This is a genomic window from Pseudoalteromonas sp. Isolate6, from assembly GCF_022398435.1.
Lineage (GTDB): Bacteria > Pseudomonadota > Gammaproteobacteria > Enterobacterales > Alteromonadaceae > Pseudoalteromonas > Pseudoalteromonas galatheae.
The window spans coordinates 39,530-58,366 of the sequence record NZ_JAKEVK010000002.1; the positions used below are offsets into that span (position 1 = coordinate 39,530).

Genomic DNA, 18,837 nt, shown 5'->3' on the forward strand with positions numbered 1-18,837 from the left:
CCGACTTGAGTATTAAAACTCGCCTTGGAACCATTTTGTAACACGGTTCCACCAACTCCCCTCTGCATCTACTTTCGATTTCTGTGCATTCATCGATTGTAGTGAACGGCCGTATTGTAACAAACCTACCGCCGTTGCATATGCAGGGTCATCAACATAATCTGTTAATCCTTTAATGCCAATTGGTTTACCTATTCTTACTGGCATTTGGAATATATCTTCTGCGACTTCTTGTGCACCTTGCATCTTGGCACTACCGCCAGTGATAACAAGACCCGCCGCAATTTGATCTTCAAAACCTGAGCGACGTAATTCTTCTTGTGCAAGCTCAAACAGTTCTCTAAATCTTGGCTCTACCACCTCAGATAAAGTATGGCGAGACATTACCCGAGCAGGGCGTCCACCAACACTTGGTACTTCGATGGTTTCTTCGCTTGATGCCATTTGGCTCGACGCGAAGGCATATTGTACTTTCAGAGACTCGGCATGCGAAATAGGTGTTCTAAATATTTTTGCTATATCGCCAGTGACCTGATTACCCGCGACCGGGATCACAGCAGTATGGCGCAGCGCACCATTTACATAAATCGCAATATCCATGGTGCCACCACCGATATCTAATACCGCAACACCAAGCTCTTTTTCATCATCAGTCAACACTGAGTAACATGATGCCAAGGCATTAAATGTTAATTGATCTACCTGTAAACCACAGCGTTCAACACACTTTTCAATATTCTTTGCCATGTCATTTGAACACGTAATGATATGTGCTTTCGCTTCCATCCTTACGCCACTCATACCCAGAGGGTTTTTGATCCCCTCTTGCATGTCGATGCTATATTCTTGCGGCAATGAGTGCAGCATTTTGCGTTCGGCAGACATAGGCACAGAGCGCGCGATATGAATAACATTGGCAATATCATCGTCAGTGACTTCAGCATTGTTTATTGCCACCACGCCACTTTCGTTTTGACACTGAATATGTTTGCCTGAAATCCCCAAATAAACCGAGCTTATTCTGCAATCAGCCATTAGCTCGGCTTCATCTACAGCGCGTTTAATAGACTCAGAAACGAGGTCTAAATCGTTTACCCCGCCCTTATCCATGCCGTGAGACTCTTGGCGTCCGACACCGACAATACTAAGTTGATTGTCCACAGTGATCTCCCCAACTGTGGCGACGACCTTTGATGTGCCAACATCTAATCCAATCACTAAGTTTCTTTCTGCCGACTTTGTCATGCTTCACTCTTGTTATTTTGTTGTTCTTGCTGCTCAGTAGGTTCTTTCCAACTCACTGCCAGTCCCGTGTCGTAGCGTAAATCAATGACATCGATTACTTTACCTTCAGGCCGTTCCATACGTGGATACACGTCAATAAAACGTTGTACTCGTTTGGCTTTGTCTTCACGCCCTAAATTTAATCGGATCCCATTGTCCAGCCATAGCTGCCAAGCAAATCGTTCTGAAAGCGCTAAACTTTCCAACGTAAACTGATTTACCGCCAACAAGGCTTTAAACTGCTTAAATGTTTGCCATGCTTCTTCAGCACTCCCTTCAGGGCCATATAATTCAGGCAGCCCCTGCGGCAACTTGTTACTGCTTGCTTGGAATACTTCACCATCATCATTGAGTAATGAATCGCTGTTCCAATGCGCAACCGGCTTATGTTCCACCACATAGACTTGCAGCGTATCCGGCCATTGTTTTCTGACTGACACTGTCGCAATCCAAGGCAAAGACTTTACCGCCTTGTGGACTGCTTTTACATCAAGTTCAAAAAAACTATTTAAATCTGCGGTTTTAATTGCCGCCACAATGTCATCTTCATTGGTGTAATGTGGTTTACCGAGTACTTTGAGTGTTTTTATTTGCGCATCATGATGTGCAACTAACCAATCACTTACCCAGTATGTTCCTCTCACCAATGTAAAAATCACCACAAAGAAGAAGCTAAGTCCCCAGAAAAGGGGCCAGTTCACTCTTGAACCGATCAGCTTCAACCCTGCCAAAAATGCTCGCATATTAAAGCGTTTGCTCCAAAATGCGAACAACTAATTGCTCAAAACTTACACCCACCGCTTTTGCTGCCATCGGCACCAATGACTTTTCGGTCATACCAGGTACGGTATTTACCTCGAGTAGATAGAAATGGCCCTGTTCATCTTGCATGGCGTCTACGCGTCCCCAACCAGTGGCACCAACCAATTCAAAAGCGTGCTTTGCCATCACTTGTAATTGCTCAGTATGTGCAGCGCTAATATCTGCCGGACAATAATACTCTGTACTATTAACTTGGTATTTCGCTTCATAGTCATAAAAACCACGAGGCGTACGCATTTCAATAACAGGCAATGCCTCTTTACCAAGCATAGACACGGTAAATTCACGTCCAGTGATCCATTGTTCAACGAGAACTTGATCGTCAAATTTAAAGGCATTATTTAATGCCGCAGTCAGGGTCTCTTCGCTGTCTGCCTGAGCCATACCTATACTTGAGCCTTCGTGGCTTGGTTTTACCATGACTTTACCAAACTCAGCGATTAGCGCCTTAGCGTCAAAACCCGTCTCTTTGCTTACCACAGCATAAGGTGCCGTACTTAACTTAGCAGACTGAAAAAGATGCTTACAGCGGACTTTATCCATTGCAAGCGCACTACCAAGTACACCGCTTCCTGTGTATGGTATCCCCATAAACTCAAGCGCACCTTGAATAGTGCCATCTTCACCGCCACGGCCATGCAGTGCGATGAATACACGATCCACACCTAGGTCTTTAAGTTGCCATAAATTACGTTCTGCTGGATCAAAAGCAATCGCGTCAACACCTTGGTTAACGAAAGCATTTAACACTGCATTACCAGACTTTAGCGACACCTCTCGCTCTGCTGAACTACCGCCAAGTAATACGGCTACTTTTCCAAACTGACTACTCATAATTCACTCTGTTTTAACTGCGCTATCGATAGCCCGGTTGCGGCTAACTGCTTAACGATTTGACCTATATTGCCAGCCCCTTGCGTCAACACTAAGTCACCATCAGCCATAGTGCTTGCCAACACTTTAGCCAATTCACCATGGTCACTGATATGGATCGGCTCAACGCCACGTTGACGGAGACTACGACACAAACTTTTACTATCCGCACCAACGATGGGCGCTTCGCCGGCACTATATACATCTAACAGCAGTAGTTTATCAACATCGCAAAGCACTTTTACGAAATCTTCATATAAATCGCGTGTTCGGCTATAGCGATGTGGCTGATAAATCATAACCAAACGCTTATCAGGCCAACCAGACTTAGCGGCTTTTATCGTCATCGCAACCTCAGACGGGTGGTGACCATAATCATCAACCAGCATCACCTCACCCACTTCATTATTGAATGAGCCGTAATGCTGGAATCGACGTCCTACGCCTTCAAAATTGGCTAATGCCTGATAAATCGCTTCGTTTTCAATATTGTGATCTTTTGCAACCGCAATAGATGCCAGCGCATTCAATGCGTTGTGCTTACCTGGCATATTTAGCTTCACTTCAAGTAACTCACCGTCTTTGGTTCTGACTTTAAAGTGTGATTCACTTTGTGTTTGCTTGAAGTCCAGTAACTGATAATCCGCATCGTTAGCCTCACCATACGTGATGGTCGGCCTTGCAAAGCGTGGCAATAATTCTCTTACGACTGGCGAATCGATACACACCACTGCCAGACCATAAAATGGTAAGTTATGGATAAACTCGATGTAGGTGTCTTTCATTTTTTCGAAGTCACCCTCGTAAGTATCCATGTGGTCTTCTTCGATATTCGTGACCACCGACACCATCGGCTGCAAATGCAAAAACGATGCATCACTCTCGTCCGCTTCTGCAATAAGGTATTCACTGCTGCCCACTTTGGCATTACTGCCAGCACTATTAAGCAAGCCACCGATAATAAAGGTTGGATCCAGCTCAGCCCGCGCAAAAATACTCGCAATCAGGCTCGTCGTTGTGGTCTTACCATGTGTTCCTGCTACCGCAATCCCGTGACGAAAGCGCATCAACTCAGCGAGCATTTCGGCGCGGCGAACGATTGGCGTACGGTTTGCCTTCGCCGCTTGGATCTCTGGGTTTTGGTCGTTGATTGCACTCGATACCACAACCACATCAGCCATTTTTACATTTTCAGCTTGGTGGCCGATAAAGATCTCGGCGCCCATATTTGTTAATCGCTCTGTCATCGTACTTTTGGCGATATCTGAGCCTGTAATTCGGTAACCTTCAAAGGCCAGCACTTCTGCAATCCCACCCATACCAGCACCACCAATCCCGATAAAGTGGATGGTGTTGATACGTCGCATTGCTCTTCTGCTTGAAGCTTCCATTTAATATCCTAGTTCGATAATTCTGTACAAATTTGGGCAACTTTCGCTGTTGCCTCCGACTTACCGCATTGTCTCGCTTTTGCTGCCATGGTCGCAATTTTTTGCGGCTCAATAACAAGTGGCTGCAGTGTAGTTGCTAGTACTTCTGGCGTCAGTGCCGTTTGCTGCAGTATAAAAGCTGCCCCAGCCGACACTAAAAATTGCGCGTTAGCCGTCTGGTGATCGTCAACGGCATGTGGGAAAGGCACAAAAATCGCCGTTTTCCCAGCTGCGGCTATCTCACTCACAGTAAGCGCACCGGCACGGCAAATAACCAAGTCAGCCCAAGCGTATGCGGCATCCATATCATGAATGAACTCGCTGACCTCAGCATTAATGCCTGCACTTTCATATCGTTGTTGTGTATCGTCTTGGTTATGTTTACCGCTTTGATGACGAATATTTAATCCGATACTGGCCACCTGTTGCTTTAGTAACTTGAGCCCTTCTGGCACGGTTTCATTCAGTGCTTTTGCTCCCAATGAACCACCGACAATTAATAGATTTAACGGCTCTGAAACGGGTTTATCGCTAATCTCAGCAACACTTGCACGTACCGGATTCCCCACAACCTGAGCGAGCTTTTCACTGAATGCGCCGGGAAAACCCGCCAATACGCGACTTGCAATTTTCGCCAGCAACTTATTGCTCATACCCGCAACTGCATTTTGCTCATGGATCACCAAAGGGATCCCAAGCAGTTTCGCAGCAACGCCTACAGGACCAGTTACATAACCGCCCATAGCTAATACCACATCAGGTTTACGCCGTTGTAAAATACGCTTTGCTGCAAGTACCGCTTTTAAAACCATAAATGGTGCGGTTAGTAATCGTTTGACCCCGTTACCACGTACGCCTTTCATGGCAATAAAGTCAATTTCAAAGCCGTAACGTGGCACAACATCGGCTTCCATTCTGTCTGCAGTGCCAACCCAGCTCACTTGCCAAGCCTGCGCTTGTAAAAATTGTGCCACTGCAATACCCGGAAAAATATGTCCACCTGTACCGCCCGCGACCACTAGAAGACGCTTTGTCATCGCCTACCTCCACGGGATGTTGCTTGCCTTGTCGACATTTTTGTCTCAAAGTCTATGCGCTGTAAGATGCCTGTCGCAATTGTCATCACCCAAAGACTCGACCCACCGTAAGAAACAAACGGCAACGTTAAGCCCTTAGTGGGTAAAATGCCGGCGCTCGCACCAATATTAACGACTGCCTGAAAGGCAAACCAAATACCAATGCCCAAGGCAAAATATCCTTCGTATTCTTTGCCTGCTTTAAGGGCCTTTTGCCCGATAAAAAGCGCTCGAGTAACCAATACGCCGAGTACAATAATTATGCTAAATACACCAATAAAACCCAGCTCTTCAGCGATTACAGCAAAAATAAAGTCATTATGTGCTTCCGGTAAATACTGCAGTTTTTGTATGCTATTACCCAGGCCCTGACCAAACCAGCCCCCTTGACCGTATGCCATCAGCGATTGTACCAATTGATAACCAGCACCAAACGGATCTTCCCAAGGATTCAAAAAGCCAACAACGCGCTTCATTCGGTACGGCTCAATAATTATCAACAACACAACTAAGGAAACCCCAGTTAGCATTAAGGTAAAAAACTGCCAAAGCTTTGCGCCAGCTAAAAACAATAATCCCACAGTTGTCACAAACATCACGACAACGGTTCCTAGGTCAGGCTGCATCAAAATTAAAAATGCATAGGCCGCAAACACCACCATAGGTTTTGCAAACCCTTTGATATTTTCTTGTACTTCTTCGCGTTTTCGTACTAGATAGCCAGCTATGTAACTAAAGAAAAACAGTTTAGATGCTTCTGCAACCTGAAGACCAAAAGGTCCAAGCGGGATCCAGCGCCTAGCACCATTTACCTCCCGGCCAATAATAAGTACCGCGACTAACAGTACCAAACCAAAAAGCAGCAAATATGGATTACTGCGCTTCCACCAAGTCATTGGCACGCTAGTCGCAAACCAAAAGAGAATAAAGGAGCCCACTAAAAAAATTACGTGGCGAATAGTAAAATGAAAAGGATTATCAAATAGCCGCTCTGCAACAGGCATAGAAGCACTCGTCACCATCACAAATCCCACTCCAATAAGCATGAGCATGCAGTACATCAAAGGCACGTCAAATAAGCTCTCAGACTGGCGAGGCGTTAAAGCCTCTCTGATATCAGCGACGTTAATCAAGTGTGCTCCCCCACTAAACGGACGAACTCATCCCCACGCGCCATATAGTTTGGATACATGTCTATGCTGGCACAGGCTGGTGCTAGTAGCACAACATCACCCTTGGTCGCTATCGTTTTTGCCGCCAACACTGCTTCTTCCAAATTGTTGACCTGATGGCTATTGCGCAGCAGTGGCATAAACTGTGCGCCGTCTTGCCCAAAACAAAATAGCGCTTTGCAATGTGCATTGAGTGGCGCCTTGAGTGGTGAAAGGTCTGCGCCTTTCGCATCCCCACCTACGATCAAAATAATATTTTTTCGGCCTGAAGCCAAAGAATCAATAGCGGCGACCGTCGATCCAACATTCGTCGCCTTTGAATCATTGAAGTAACGAACCCCTGCAACATCGGCAACCAACTGACAACGATGAGGTAACCCCGTGAAACTCGCAAAGGCGCTGGCAAAGACCTGCATAGGCAGTTGCATCGGCGCTAATAACGCCAACACTGCCAAGGCGTTAAATTGGTTATGTCGCCCTACCATCGCCAGTGTTTTTACCGGTAACAGTGGTGTTTGTTTGTGTGCAAAATGCGGCTCACCGTCACAGGTCATTAAGTGATAATCTCCCTCAGTAAGGGACACACTGCTGCCTTGCCCATGCTGCGCAAAGGTATAATGATCTTCAGCATTATAAACAATATGCTCAACATGTTGGTAAATACGTTGCTTCGCTTCAATATAAGCTTGAAAATCAGGATAGCGATCCATGTGATCTTCAGTAATATTGAGGATCATTGCCGACAAACAAGCCAAGCTATGCGTGGTTTCAAGCTGAAAACTAGACAGCTCGAGCACATAAACATCATACGGCTGCTCTAACAACGACAACACGGACGTGCCAATATTGCCGCCAAGCCCAACTTTTAAGCCTGCGGCTTTCAATACTTCTGTCGCGAGCGTAACAACGGTGGACTTACCGTTAGAGCCCGTAACGGCAATCACTGGACGGGTATTGAGGCGTGCAAATAGCTCAATATCGCCGATGACTTCAACGCCTTCGGCAATGGCTGCGGCAACGCTTTGTTCAAATAATGGGATCCCCGGGCTGATGATAATTAGATCCGTTTGCGCCAAAGCGGCATCAGCAAGATTGCCAAATACCGCTTCACATTCAGGTGCGTTGTGACTTAGCCAATCCGAGCCTGGAGGCACTGGACGACTATCAACCACTTTTGGATTAATACCGTGCGACAGCAGAAAACGCACGATCCCCTGTCCTGTGACTCCAAGTCCCAGTACCGTGACATGCTTTTTCTGTAATTGCTCAATATACGTCATTATCTAATCTTCAACGTCGCAAGACCGGCCAAAACCAAGATAATCGAGATAATCCAAAAACGGACTATCACGCGAGGTTCAGGCCATCCTTTTAATTCGTAATGATGGTGAATAGGGGCCATTCTAAAGATCCGCTGACCTCTGAGTTTGTAAGACCCCACCTGTAAAATGACGGATAATGCCTCCATTACAAATACACCACCCATAATAATCAGCACCAACTCTTGGCGTACTAAAATAGCGATGATCCCGAGTGCGCCACCCAACGCTAATGAACCAACATCGCCCATAAAAACTTGTGCCGGATAGGTGTTAAACCACAAGAAACCAAGACCTGCGCCGACAATCGCCGTGCACACCACAACCAACTCACTCGTGAGTGGTAAATGTGGAATATGAAGGTAGCTTGAGAAATTCGCGTTACCGGTAACGTAAGCAATAATAGCAAGTGCGGAGGCAACCAAAATAGTCGGAACAATGGCAAGACCATCCAAACCATCAGTGAGATTAACGGCGTTTGACGTACCCACAATCACGAAATAGCTCATAACCAAATAGAACAAACCAAGTTGTGGTAATACATCTTTCAAAAATGGCACAACTAACGTGGTTTCCGCAGCGCTGGTAGACGTAAAGTACAAAAATGCCGCCGTAGAGATCGCAATAACCGACTGCCAAAAGTATTTCCAACGCGCAATTAGGCCTTTACTGTCTTTTCTGATCACCTTGCGGTAATCGTCCACGAACCCAACAATACCTAAGCTGCCAATGACAAATAACGTCACCCAAACATATTTGTTGCTAAGGTCGCCCCACAGTAGCGTACTGGTAAAGATTGCAGCCAGAATTAACAGTCCACCCATAGTTGGGGTACCCGACTTGGATAAGTGCGATTCCGGACCATCATCACGTACAGTCTGACCGATTTGCATGCGCTGTAATGCAGCGATAAGTTTAGGGCCAAAATACAACGAAATCATCAAGGCTGTTAAAATGCCTAAAATCGCCCTTAGCGTAAGGTAAGAAAAGACGTTAAACCCAGAATAATACTGAGTAAGATACTCGGCTAGCCAAACTAACATGATACTTCTCCTGTCTCGCTATCCGACTGGCCAGCGTTTACTAATTCTTCAACGAGCAGTTCCATCCGCGCACTACGTGATCCTTTAACGATAACGGTGCATTGCCCTGATTGCTCGGCCAATACAACCCGTAACGCCTTCATTAAATTCTCGCGAGTCGAGAAATGACGATTTGGCTTTTCAAATACATTGCTTGCGCTGCTACTCAGCACCCCCAATGAAAACAATTCATCAATGCCTTGCTGCTTAGCATATTCGCCGACTTCACGGTGATATTCACGGGCATCTTCACCCAGTTCTGCCATATCACCCAACGCCAATACTTTATAGCCAGACATAGACGCCAGTAAATCAATCGCCGCGTTAACAGATTTTACATTTGCATTGTAGGTGTCATCGACAACACGCAGCGTGTCCGACACCTGGATCATGTTGACGCGGCCTTTTACTTCAGCCATTTGTCCAAGACCCGTAGCCACCTCACTCAAGCTTGCGCCCAGCTCAGTTGTCAATGCGGCCGCAATCAGCGCATTGCCAACATTATGCAATCCAGAAAGCGGTAAACTAATGATCGCGCGCTCCTCACCTTGACATAGCGTAAAGGTCGGGCGAGCTAACTCATCCAGCTCAATCGCTTCTACCCAAATATCAAGCTGATCATTTAAGCTATAACGTTTTACTTTGGAAACAGCTAAGTTTTCCTGCCACATCTGGGCATAGTCACTATCTGCATTGATGACTGCGACACCGTCAGCTTTTAGCCCTGAGAAAATCTCGCCCTTTGCTTTTCCTACGCCATCAATTGAACCAAACCCTTCGATATGGGCTGGCGCGACATTACACACTGTCGCCACGTCTGGGCTCACTAATGCAGTGGTATAAGCTATTTCACCCAAGTGGTTAGCGCCGAGTTCTATCACCGCGTATTCATCATCTTCACTTAAGCGCAATAGCGTCAACGGTACTCCGATGTCGTTATTAAAATTACCTTTTGTCGCAAGGACTTTGCCTTTTTGCGCCAAAATCGCCGCACACATTTCTTTCACTGTGGTTTTACCAACACTGCCAGTAATTGCAATGGTTTTAGGGGCAACAGTCTCAATCACTGCTCGGCCAATTTGGCCTAAAGCGATACGCGTGTCTGCAACCACAAACTGCGGCAAATCAATATCTTCATCAAGCTCAGAAACAATAGCTGCAATGGCACCTTGCGCTTTGGCCACATCCAAAAAGCGGTGGCCGTCAAAGTTAGGTCCTTTCAGTGCTAAAAATACCTCTCCAGACTGTATTGTTCTGGTATCAGTATTAATATTGGCGACTGCCAAATTCTCCCCGTCGTAAGGGGTTTTTAAGACTGCTGCAAGCCAAGAAAAATCCATCTTGATCATGCCTTTTCCCCTCGTAAAATCGCTGCAACGCATTGCCTATCACAAAAATCAATGCGCTCAGTACCTATAATTTGATAATCCTCATGCCCTTTCCCCGCGATTAGCACTACGCTGTTTTCATCAGCTAGGTCTATCGCGTGTTGAATGGCTAGCCCTCTATCAGGCTGGCAGACAGCATACTCAGGGTGGATGAGTCCAGCCTTAACGTCGTCAATGATTAAATTGGGATCTTCACTTCGTGGATTATCGCTGGTGATCACCAGTTTATCTGCATATTTCTCTGCAGCTCGTGCCATTTCAGGACGCTTACCTTTATCTCTGTCACCACCACAACCAAACACACAAATAAGATTGCCCGGTACATGTGCTCGCAAGGCTTGTAGTGCAAGTGCCAAAGCGTCTGGGGTATGGGCATAATCAACAATACACGTAGGCTTTTCAGGGGCACTAAATGGCTGCATGCGTCCTGCCACAGGCGCGAGTTGGCTGCATGCTTCGCTTAACGCTTCAAGACTTGCGCCTTGCAATAGTAAGGTCGCTACCGCGGCAGCCAAATTATAAAGATTAAACTCACCATACAGTGGCACGCTGACTTCACATTCACCCCAGCTGGTTTTTAACGTTGCCGTTAAGCCATTTGGGTGTGCCAATACGGCATCAAAGAATACATATTGTTGGTAGCTATGCGTTTCATCCCAGCGACCGTAGGCAACCAAAGTGCCGTCATTAAATTCAGCTGCCCAGTTTGCACCCACTTCATCGTCAATATTGATGACTTTATAGTTTGGCGCACAGCGAGTGAATAACAGTTTCTTGGCTTTTGCATAGCTTTGCATATCACCATGATAATCTAAGTGATCGCGCGTTAAATTGGTGAAAACAGCCACATCAAAGTCACATTCGTCAACCCGACCTTGCACCAAGCCATGGGAAGAGACCTCCATCGCGACTTGATCATATTGTTGCTGTAAAAGCGCCAAAATACGTTGTAAATCTACGTTTGACGGCGTGGTGTTTGCCAGCGGAATAAGACTGTCTGGTTGGCCATAACCAAGCGTACCTATCACAGCCCCTGCACTACCGGTTAGACTAGCTAAATTGGCAATCATCGCTGTCGTGGTAGATTTACCATTAGTGCCAGTAACGCCTATGAGTTTGAGTTTTTTACTCGGATATGCATAAAACTGCGCTGCAATTGCCGCCAACTTATCGGCAAGATTATCGATAAAAATGGCTTGCTCTGGTGCAACATTAAGCTCGCTTCCCGTTTCTGCAAGCACACATTTAGCGCCTTGCGCAACGGCACTGGCGGCATATTTCGCACCGTCTTGGGCATGGCCTTGCAGTGCAATAAAGCAATCACCCGGCCCAACCGCTCGACTGTCTATACGCAGATGCTCAACCTCAACAGGGGCAATATTGACACCATAATCACTGAGTACCTGAGCCAGATCACGCATCGTTATCTGCTCCCGAAATATAAGCAACGCGCTCTTTATCAGGCGCTACGTTTAAAATTCTCAGTGCATTAGACATAATTTCAGCAAACGCGGGCCCTGCTGTTTGGCCACCATAGTAAACATCTCCCGCCGGCTCATTGACCATCACTACAACTGCAAGCCTTGGGTCGCTTACTGGTGCAACGCCCGCAAAGTAACCAACGTACTCATCACCGTAGCCACCCGCCACGGCTTTTTCTGAAGTGCCTGTTTTACCAGCGGCACGATACCCATCAACTTTTACGTTGTGGGCTGTACCACCACGTTCAAATACTGACTCCATCATCTCTACCACTGCGTGTGTATCTTGCTCGCTAAAAATACGCTTACCTTCAGGAATTTCATCCTGCTTCACTATTGTAAGTGGTCGCAAGATACCACCGGCTCCAAACATAGCGTAAAGTCTCGCCATTTGAGCAGTGCTTACTGATACTGCGTAACCATAGGATAATGTTGCGATTTCAAAGTTAGACCAACGGCGGTTTGGATAAAATAAACCTGCGCTTTCACCAATCATGTTTGAGCCCGTTGGCTCACCAAAACCCACTTCTTGGTATAAATTGATAAAATATTCTTTTGGCAGCATTTGCGAGATCTTCGCAACCCCCATGTTACTGGAAATTTTAAGGATTTCTCTTAAGCTCAGCTCACCATTGTTGCGAGTGTCTTTCACTAACCCACCGCTTAAGTTCATCCAGCCCGGATAAGTATCTATCGTGTCTGTTGCCTTGACTGCACCATAATTTAAACCTGCCAGTACCGCTAAAGGCTTTAAGGTTGAACCGGGCTCAAATAAATCGGTCATAGCACGATTACGTCGTTTGTATGGTGCTGCGGTACTTAGGTCATTAGGATTAAAACTTGGACTATTCACCAATGCCAAAATTTCGCCAGTGTGTACATCAACAACAATCGCCGAACCAGAGGTAGCTTTATAGCTCAGTACAGCTGACTTTAACGCGCGATAGGCAATAGCTTGGATCCGTAAATCAATACTCAAGTAAACATCTTCTGGCTCAACACGCTGCTCTTCTGATAGCACTTGCACTTCACGGCCTTGCGCATCTTTACGAATGGTGCGTTTACCTGCTGTACCGGTTAATGCAGAGTCGAACATACGCTCAACGCCTTCGATACCCTTACCATCGATATCCGTTACACCAATCATGTGCGCCGTTACTTCGCCACTTGGGTAAAAACGTTTGGACTCGTCCAGCAAGTGCACGCCCGGCAGGCGCATTTGACGAATATAGTTGGCAACAACCGCCGTCACTTGGCGCTTCAAATAGACAAAACGACGGCTTGGGTCTCCCCGAAGCCGTTCATCGACATTTTCTGGTTTAAGTCTGAGCACATCTGCAAGCTCTTTCCACCTGAGCTCATCATCGTACCAAGCTTGTTTCCGTATTTTCAGCTCCGCGTCATTTTGTTCCAACGCCTTATAATCTTCACCTTCTTTACGGGCTTTACGTAACACTTTTTTGGCAAGTGCCTTATCAATGGCAAGGGGATCAGCATAAACGCTCACAACCGGCACACTCACTGCCAGCTCTTTGCCATTGCGGTCGAAGATCATGCCTCGTTGTACATTGAGTTTTTCAACCCGAACTGTACGCTTTTCGTTTTCTGCAATTGCCTTATCGGGCTCAATTACTTGCAAAAATGCAGCGCGTGCGACAAGTGTCATAAAAACGGTGAGCATCACGCCGCAAACTAGCGCGAAGCGCCAAGTAATAATAGATTGAGTTTTTTGCTTTTGTTTATTCATGGCAGCACGATCACCTGTTCATCTTTACTGGTCGGGCGTTTCATCTCTAACTGCATCTTCGCTATCTCTTCTATCCTTGCATGCTGCGAGTAAAACTCTTCTTCTACAACGAGGTAGCGCCACTGCAGGTCTAGCTCATCGCGCTGTTGTAATAGTTCATCTTGCTGTATCAATTGCTGGCGAGTTAAGTGAGTAATTTGCACTACAGCGAGTGCAGAAATCAAAATCGTAAATAGCAAGAATGCAGTCAACTTATTGGCAATAATGTAATGGCCAATTTCTACAAACAGATTCGGTTGACGTTGCTTACTTGCATTCATTAGAGCTTCTCCGCCACTCGCAATACAGAGCTTCGCGAGCGCGGATTTTGTGCAATCTCCGCATCGCTAGGCTTAATGGCTTTACCCACTGCCTTTAAGGTGAGGTTTTGTTTAAGTTGTTCATCCGTTAAAGGCAGACCTCTGGGTATCGCCTCTCCCTTACTCTGCTTCTTGATAAACTGCTTTACAATGCGATCCTCTAGAGAATGAAAAGAGATCACCACTAACCGACCGCCCGGCTTTAACACCTCAAGTGATGATTGCAATGCAGTCTGAATTTCTTCTAACTCGCTGTTGATGTAAATACGAATAGCTTGGAAAGTACGAGTTGCTGGGTGCTTGTGTTTGTCTTTGACAGGCACGGCTTCATCAATTAATTGCGCTAATTGCGCGGTGGTTGTAATCGCGGTGTGCTCACGCACTTCAATAACTTTACGAGCAATGCGAGTAGCAAACTTCTCTTCGCCGTATTTTTTGATCACAAACACCATTTCTTCAAGTTCAGCCTCAGCTAGCCACTGTGCGGCGCTTCGACCTGAATCTGGATCCATTCGCATATCCAGTGGACCGTCTTTCATAAAACTAAAGCCACGATCTGCATCATCAAGCTGAGGTGAAGACACACCGATGTCTAACAAAATACCGTCAACTTGACCTAAAATACCGGCTTGTTCCGCTACGGATTTAATTTGCGAAAAACGACTTCGCGCTATAGAGAAACGTGTATCGTCGGCAAATTTTTCAGCCGCCTTAATTGCTTGAGGGTCTTGATCTATGGCTTGTAAACGCCCAGTAGACAACCTTTTGAGGATTTCACCTGAGTGCCCACCGCGACCAAACGTCCCGTCGATATATATACCTTCAGGGTTAATTGCTAGGGCATCTAGGGTTTCGGTCATTAATACCGAAATATGCTTAAACTCTTCGCTCATTAATTTGTTTACCCCTACAAGGAAAAATCATCCAGTTCAGGGCTTTCCTCAAAGTTTCCTGAGTGTTCAATTTCGGTATCAGCCTGCATTTGCTGATACCAGCGTTCTTCATCCCAAATTTCAAATTTATTGAGTAGCCCAACTAGCATGATCTTTTTGCCTAGCTGCGCATGGGAGCGCAACGAAGGCGCCAGTAAAATCCGGCCATTTTTGTCTAGTTGGTATTCTGTAGCATGACCTAACAACATCCGTTGCCAACGTCTCACTCTGGGATTGGTGTTCGAGATACGACTTAGTTTGTTCTCAATTTCTAGCCATTCGGAGAGTGGGTAGAGCCACAGGCACGGTTCGTTGATCGCAATAGTACAAATAACAGTTCCCTGATCTTCGGACAGCAGCGGTTGACGGTACTTAGTTGGCACCGCAAAACGCCCTTTGTCATCCAAAGCTAGCGAACTTGCACCTCGAAACATGCGTGATCCTATTTATAAGTTGGTTGATCCAGTTTGATCCACTAAAACCCACTTTTTACCACAGAAGAACAGTCTAGGGCTTGACAAGCACTTTTGTCAAGTTCAGTCGGTACCTTTAACACCTTTGAAAGCCAGAAAAATCGCGGGATTTGTGGAAGATCATGAATTTGGTGGAAAAAAGTGGAGAGAGGAAAAAATGCCATTTTTTTTGACCGAATAATCACGTCATACTTTCAAATGAGAAATTAAAAATTCGATTTGTTCAACCTTACTTTAGCGTACTTTTTCTACTGAATTATTTATGCAAATTTGCTTGGTTGTAACAACTTGATTCGGTATCATTCGCGCTCTCTGATCAGCTCCATAGGTGGGATTATTCTGAAATCTTCAATACAGTTTCGATTTTATCGCTTACTCGTTCTGCTTTGCTTGCCATGTCTGATCATTATTTTATTTCTTTTATACGAGCAACGTCAGCTAGCATTAACACAACAGTCACAACAGGCGCTGCATTACGCCAAGCAAGTTGCGGCCATTCAGCAGGTCGAGCTCGCAGATACAGAGCAAGTTCTTCAGCAACTGTCGACCCGTATTGATCATCTCACGGTAGAGCATGGTCAATGCCCTGCGCTGCTATATCACGCGATGCTTCTTAGTCCTAACCTTGCTAACCTGGGTATAGTCGACGCACAAGGAAACGTACTTTGTACTACGCATCAGCCAGATCAACGCAAAATCAACATTGCTGATCGCGGCTATTTTAAAGCCGCAATGCGCACTGCTCAGTTTAGTATTGGTGAATATCAAATTGATCGCAGTATGCAGCGCGCCACTGTTAACTTCGCATTGCCAATTTACAACGATCAACAACAGTTTTTGTTTATGCTAGTTGCAGTGAAAAGCTTAACCCATTGGAGCCAAACCTTAGCAAAGTTGCCCCTTCCGGTTGGCACTCGAGTAATGATTGCCGATGCCAAAAAGCAAATTATTGCACAGTACCCGACATCAAAAGCACAACTCGGTCTTGCTGTCAGCAGCTCGTGGCCAAGTGATTTAACCAAGCAAGCGACGCTGCTTACCACCCCTGAAGGCAACCGTTTGGTGTATGTTAAGCAATCTCTTAATAGCAGCAATCACGCTTTACAAATCTACTTCAGCTTTGATTTCGAATCGCAGTTAAGTAGCATAGACAAGCGGTTTACACTCTTTTTGGGAATATTTTTTGCGCTTGCGTGTATTTTGTTTTGGCAAACCCATTGGCAGTTAAAACAACAACTTTTAAAACCGCTAAGCGCACTAAAACATGCAATTGCTGCGCTTGAGTCAGGCAAACAAGATTCCAGTTTTGACGCCACCAAAGTTCCGAGTGAATTTGAGCATATTGCCGAACGCTTTGCCCATATGGCACGGACCCGTTTGGCCGCCGAAGACAATGCCAATCATAGACTTGCCGTTGTAAAGGCCCTAATTAATGCACTCCCCGATAGCTATGTGCGCCTAGATCAACAAGCTCAGATCTTATCCCGTTATGGCGATTATACAGACAAAGCACAAACGCTTAGGGAATTACTTCCAGAACATATCTATAAGCGGATCCGTGCAGAGCTTGCATTGTTAAATGACAAAACCTACGTACAACTAGAGTTTTCACCCACCAGTAGCCAAGTTGTTGAATGTCGTTTGTGTGCCATTGAATCACATCCTCAAGCGTTGCTTATTTTCCGTGATATTAGTCAGCGTAAGCATCAGGAAGAAGCGCTGAACCTTGCGGCATTAGTCTACAACAATAGTAGTGAGTGCATGATCATCACGGACGCCAATGGCTTTATCTTGGACGTTAACCTCGCCTTTACTCGAGTTACAGGTTACCAACGCTCCGAAGTCCTAGGTAAGTCCACCGCTATGTTGGGATCGGGTCAACATGACCGTAGCTTTTACGAACTTATGTGGCAGCAGCTTAACGAGCATGGTCGCTGGCAGGGAGAAATTGTCAATCGAAAGAAAAATGGAGAGCTTTATAACGAATGGCTAACCATAGATAGTGTTTACGATAATAATCGTGAAATCTATCGACGTGTCGCAATTTTCACCGATATTACCGAAGTTAAGCGCAAAGATGCGCTGATCTGGAAGCAAGCACATTTTGACGAATTAACCGACCTCCACAATCGTGTGGGACTTAAAAAGCACTTGAAAAAACAAGTTTCTGGTGGCCAACATCAAACGGCCGTACTGTTACTCGATCTCGACAACTTTAAAGATATTAACGACACATTGGGCCATTATTACGGCGACTTACTTCTCAAGTTGGTAGCACAACGCTTGAAAGCGCTTTCGCCAAACGCTTTTTTATCTCGTATCGGTGGAGACGAATTTGTCTTTGTGTTGGAAGATGACGAACATAAAACAGCGTGTAAAACACTGGCCTCTCAGATCCAGTCAGCATTCAAACAGCCTTTTGAGATCCAAGATGAACAATGCCATATCACCACAAGTATGGGCATTGCAATGTCACCAATGGATGGTAACGGAGCGGAGACCCTGCTGAAGGCCGCCGATCAAGCTATGTATCGAGCAAAACAGCAGGGTCGTAACGGCTATGTGATTTTTGACGATACCTTACGAAAAGTCGCAGAATCTAGAATGCAAATGCTCAAAGGCATTCGTACTGCACTTCATAAAAATCAATTTGAAATGCATTACCAACCCATAGTGTCACTTGCAGATAATCGCGTTGCTAAAGCAGAAGCCTTGATCCGCTGGCGACACCCTGAGCAAGGCATGGTCAGCCCGGCTGAGTTTATTCCCTTAGCCGAAGAAACCCAGCTTATTCACCATATTGGTGATTTAGCATTCTCACAGTCCATAGACACCTTGACGCAACTACAGCACTTAGGTCACAAAACACAAATTAGCATTAATGTCTCGCCAGTCCAATTTGCCGCTAAAAATTGCACCTTGGCAGGTTGGAGTGACAAACTCACGACGCTTGCAATTCCTGCGGAGCAAGTGGTACTAGAAGTTACTGAGGGCATGATGATGCACAATGATAGCCGCACAAAGCAACGTGTTGAACGATTAAAGCAGCAAGGTTTTCAATTTGCATTAGATGATTTTGGCACGGGTTACTCGTCACTTGCTTATCTAAAACAATTAGATTGTCACTTTGTGAAAATTGATAAGCGTTTCGTCGATGGTATCGCAACCAATGCAGACGATTTAACCCTATGTGAAACCATTGTTCTGATGGCGCACCGTCTAGGCTTAAAAGTCATTGCAGAGGGCGTTGAGACCGCGACTCAGCATCAACTATTAAAACAGGCTGGATGTGATTTTGGTCAGGGTTATTACTATTCTAAACCATTGCCACAAAATGAGTTCCTGACCTTAATGACAGAAAAAAGCCACATTGCTGTGGCTTAGATCTGAAGTTACTTA

Annotated in this window: 15 protein-coding genes; 1 reads left to right on the forward strand and 14 read right to left on the reverse strand. The window is 45.7% G+C overall.

Going from position 1 to position 18,837, the window contains the following annotated elements:
• Positions 1 to 12: 12 nt before the first annotated feature.
• The 14 genes from ftsA to mraZ are packed head-to-tail and all read right to left on the reverse strand — an operon-like array spanning position 13 to position 15,399.
• Entirely contained in the window at positions 13 to 1,245 is a 1,233-nt protein-coding gene (ftsA, locus tag L1D50_RS00405; protein WP_128728776.1) for a cell division protein FtsA, read from the reverse strand.
• The gene (locus L1D50_RS00410) at positions 1,242 to 2,027 is read right to left on the reverse strand and encodes a cell division protein FtsQ/DivIB (protein ID WP_069020760.1); all 786 of its coding nucleotides are present in this window, start codon (positions 2,025 to 2,027) and stop codon (positions 1,242 to 1,244) included. Before L1D50_RS00410 ends, ftsA begins: the two co-directional genes overlap by 4 nt.
• A gap of 1 nt (position 2,028) precedes the next feature.
• Positions 2,029 to 2,940 (reverse strand): D-alanine--D-alanine ligase, encoded by a 912-nt coding sequence (locus tag L1D50_RS00415; protein WP_128728777.1) that lies wholly within the window; start codon positions 2,938 to 2,940, stop codon positions 2,029 to 2,031.
• On the reverse strand, positions 2,937 to 4,370 hold the full coding sequence (murC, locus tag L1D50_RS00420; protein WP_239965287.1) for a UDP-N-acetylmuramate--L-alanine ligase: 1,434 nt from the start codon (positions 4,368 to 4,370) through the stop codon (positions 2,937 to 2,939). The genes L1D50_RS00415 and murC overlap by 4 nt, the downstream gene beginning before the upstream one ends.
• A gap of 8 nt (positions 4,371 to 4,378) precedes the next feature.
• Positions 4,379 to 5,446, reverse strand: a complete 1,068-nt coding sequence (gene murG, locus L1D50_RS00425) for an undecaprenyldiphospho-muramoylpentapeptide beta-N-acetylglucosaminyltransferase (protein ID WP_128728779.1) — start codon at positions 5,444 to 5,446, stop codon at positions 4,379 to 4,381.
• The gene (ftsW, locus tag L1D50_RS00430) at positions 5,443 to 6,618 is read right to left on the reverse strand and encodes a cell division protein FtsW (RefSeq protein WP_239965288.1); all 1,176 of its coding nucleotides are present in this window, start codon (positions 6,616 to 6,618) and stop codon (positions 5,443 to 5,445) included. Before ftsW ends, murG begins: the two co-directional genes overlap by 4 nt.
• Positions 6,615 to 7,937, reverse strand: coding sequence for a UDP-N-acetylmuramoyl-L-alanine--D-glutamate ligase (gene murD, locus L1D50_RS00435; protein ID WP_128728781.1), 1,323 nt, complete (start codon positions 7,935 to 7,937; stop codon positions 6,615 to 6,617). Before murD ends, ftsW begins: the two co-directional genes overlap by 4 nt.
• Complete coding sequence (mraY, locus tag L1D50_RS00440; protein WP_010368649.1) at positions 7,937 to 9,019, reverse strand: phospho-N-acetylmuramoyl-pentapeptide-transferase; 1,083 nt, start codon at positions 9,017 to 9,019, stop codon at positions 7,937 to 7,939. Before mraY ends, murD begins: the two co-directional genes overlap by 1 nt.
• Entirely contained in the window at positions 9,013 to 10,407 is a 1,395-nt protein-coding gene (gene murF / locus L1D50_RS00445; protein ID WP_239965289.1) for a UDP-N-acetylmuramoyl-tripeptide--D-alanyl-D-alanine ligase, read from the reverse strand. Before murF ends, mraY begins: the two co-directional genes overlap by 7 nt.
• Positions 10,404 to 11,867 carry a UDP-N-acetylmuramoyl-L-alanyl-D-glutamate--2,6-diaminopimelate ligase gene (locus tag L1D50_RS00450; RefSeq protein ID WP_128728783.1) on the reverse strand — a complete coding sequence of 488 codons (1,464 nt, stop codon included), beginning with the start codon at positions 11,865 to 11,867 and terminating at the stop codon, positions 10,404 to 10,406. Before L1D50_RS00450 ends, murF begins: the two co-directional genes overlap by 4 nt.
• On the reverse strand, positions 11,860 to 13,674 hold the full coding sequence (locus L1D50_RS00455) for a penicillin-binding transpeptidase domain-containing protein (protein ID WP_128728784.1): 1,815 nt from the start codon (positions 13,672 to 13,674) through the stop codon (positions 11,860 to 11,862). The genes L1D50_RS00450 and L1D50_RS00455 overlap by 8 nt, the downstream gene beginning before the upstream one ends.
• Positions 13,671 to 13,994 (reverse strand): cell division protein FtsL, encoded by a 324-nt coding sequence (gene ftsL / locus L1D50_RS00460; protein WP_128728785.1) that lies wholly within the window; start codon positions 13,992 to 13,994, stop codon positions 13,671 to 13,673. Before ftsL ends, L1D50_RS00455 begins: the two co-directional genes overlap by 4 nt.
• Positions 13,994 to 14,926 (reverse strand): 16S rRNA (cytosine(1402)-N(4))-methyltransferase RsmH, encoded by a 933-nt coding sequence (gene rsmH, locus L1D50_RS00465; protein ID WP_128728786.1) that lies wholly within the window; start codon positions 14,924 to 14,926, stop codon positions 13,994 to 13,996. The genes ftsL and rsmH overlap by 1 nt, the downstream gene beginning before the upstream one ends.
• Positions 14,927 to 14,940: 14 nt before the next feature.
• On the reverse strand, positions 14,941 to 15,399 hold the full coding sequence (mraZ, locus tag L1D50_RS00470) for a division/cell wall cluster transcriptional repressor MraZ (RefSeq protein ID WP_128728787.1): 459 nt from the start codon (positions 15,397 to 15,399) through the stop codon (positions 14,941 to 14,943).
• Between the two features lie 429 nt (positions 15,400 to 15,828).
• Between mraZ and L1D50_RS00475 the strand changes: the two genes are divergently transcribed.
• On the forward strand, positions 15,829 to 18,822 hold the full coding sequence (locus L1D50_RS00475) for an EAL domain-containing protein (protein ID WP_128728922.1): 2,994 nt from the start codon (positions 15,829 to 15,831) through the stop codon (positions 18,820 to 18,822).
• The last annotated feature ends 15 nt before the right edge of the window (positions 18,823 to 18,837 follow it).

Coding starts and splice junctions, on each gene's coding strand:
- ftsA (WP_128728776.1), bottom strand. CDS start 1,245: ATGACAAAGTCGGCAGAAAGAAACTTAGTGATTGGATTAGATGTTGGC.
- L1D50_RS00410 (WP_069020760.1), bottom strand. CDS start 2,027: ATGCGAGCATTTTTGGCAGGGTTGAAGCTGATCGGTTCAAGAGTGAAC.
- L1D50_RS00415 (WP_128728777.1), bottom strand. CDS start 2,940: ATGAGTAGTCAGTTTGGAAAAGTAGCCGTATTACTTGGCGGTAGTTCA.
- murC (WP_239965287.1), bottom strand. CDS start 4,370: ATGGAAGCTTCAAGCAGAAGAGCAATGCGACGTATCAACACCATCCAC.
- murG (WP_128728779.1), bottom strand. CDS start 5,446: ATGACAAAGCGTCTTCTAGTGGTCGCGGGCGGTACAGGTGGACATATT.
- murD (WP_128728781.1), bottom strand. CDS start 7,937: ATGACGTATATTGAGCAATTACAGAAAAAGCATGTCACGGTACTGGGA.
- mraY (WP_010368649.1), bottom strand. CDS start 9,019: ATGTTAGTTTGGCTAGCCGAGTATCTTACTCAGTATTATTCTGGGTTT.
- murF (WP_239965289.1), bottom strand. CDS start 10,407: ATGATCAAGATGGATTTTTCTTGGCTTGCAGCAGTCTTAAAAACCCCT.
- L1D50_RS00450 (WP_128728783.1), bottom strand. CDS start 11,867: ATGCGTGATCTGGCTCAGGTACTCAGTGATTATGGTGTCAATATTGCC.
- L1D50_RS00455 (WP_128728784.1), bottom strand. CDS start 13,674: ATGAATAAACAAAAGCAAAAAACTCAATCTATTATTACTTGGCGCTTC.
- ftsL (WP_128728785.1), bottom strand. CDS start 13,994: ATGAATGCAAGTAAGCAACGTCAACCGAATCTGTTTGTAGAAATTGGC.
- rsmH (WP_128728786.1), bottom strand. CDS start 14,926: ATGAGCGAAGAGTTTAAGCATATTTCGGTATTAATGACCGAAACCCTA.
- mraZ (WP_128728787.1), bottom strand. CDS start 15,399: ATGTTTCGAGGTGCAAGTTCGCTAGCTTTGGATGACAAAGGGCGTTTT.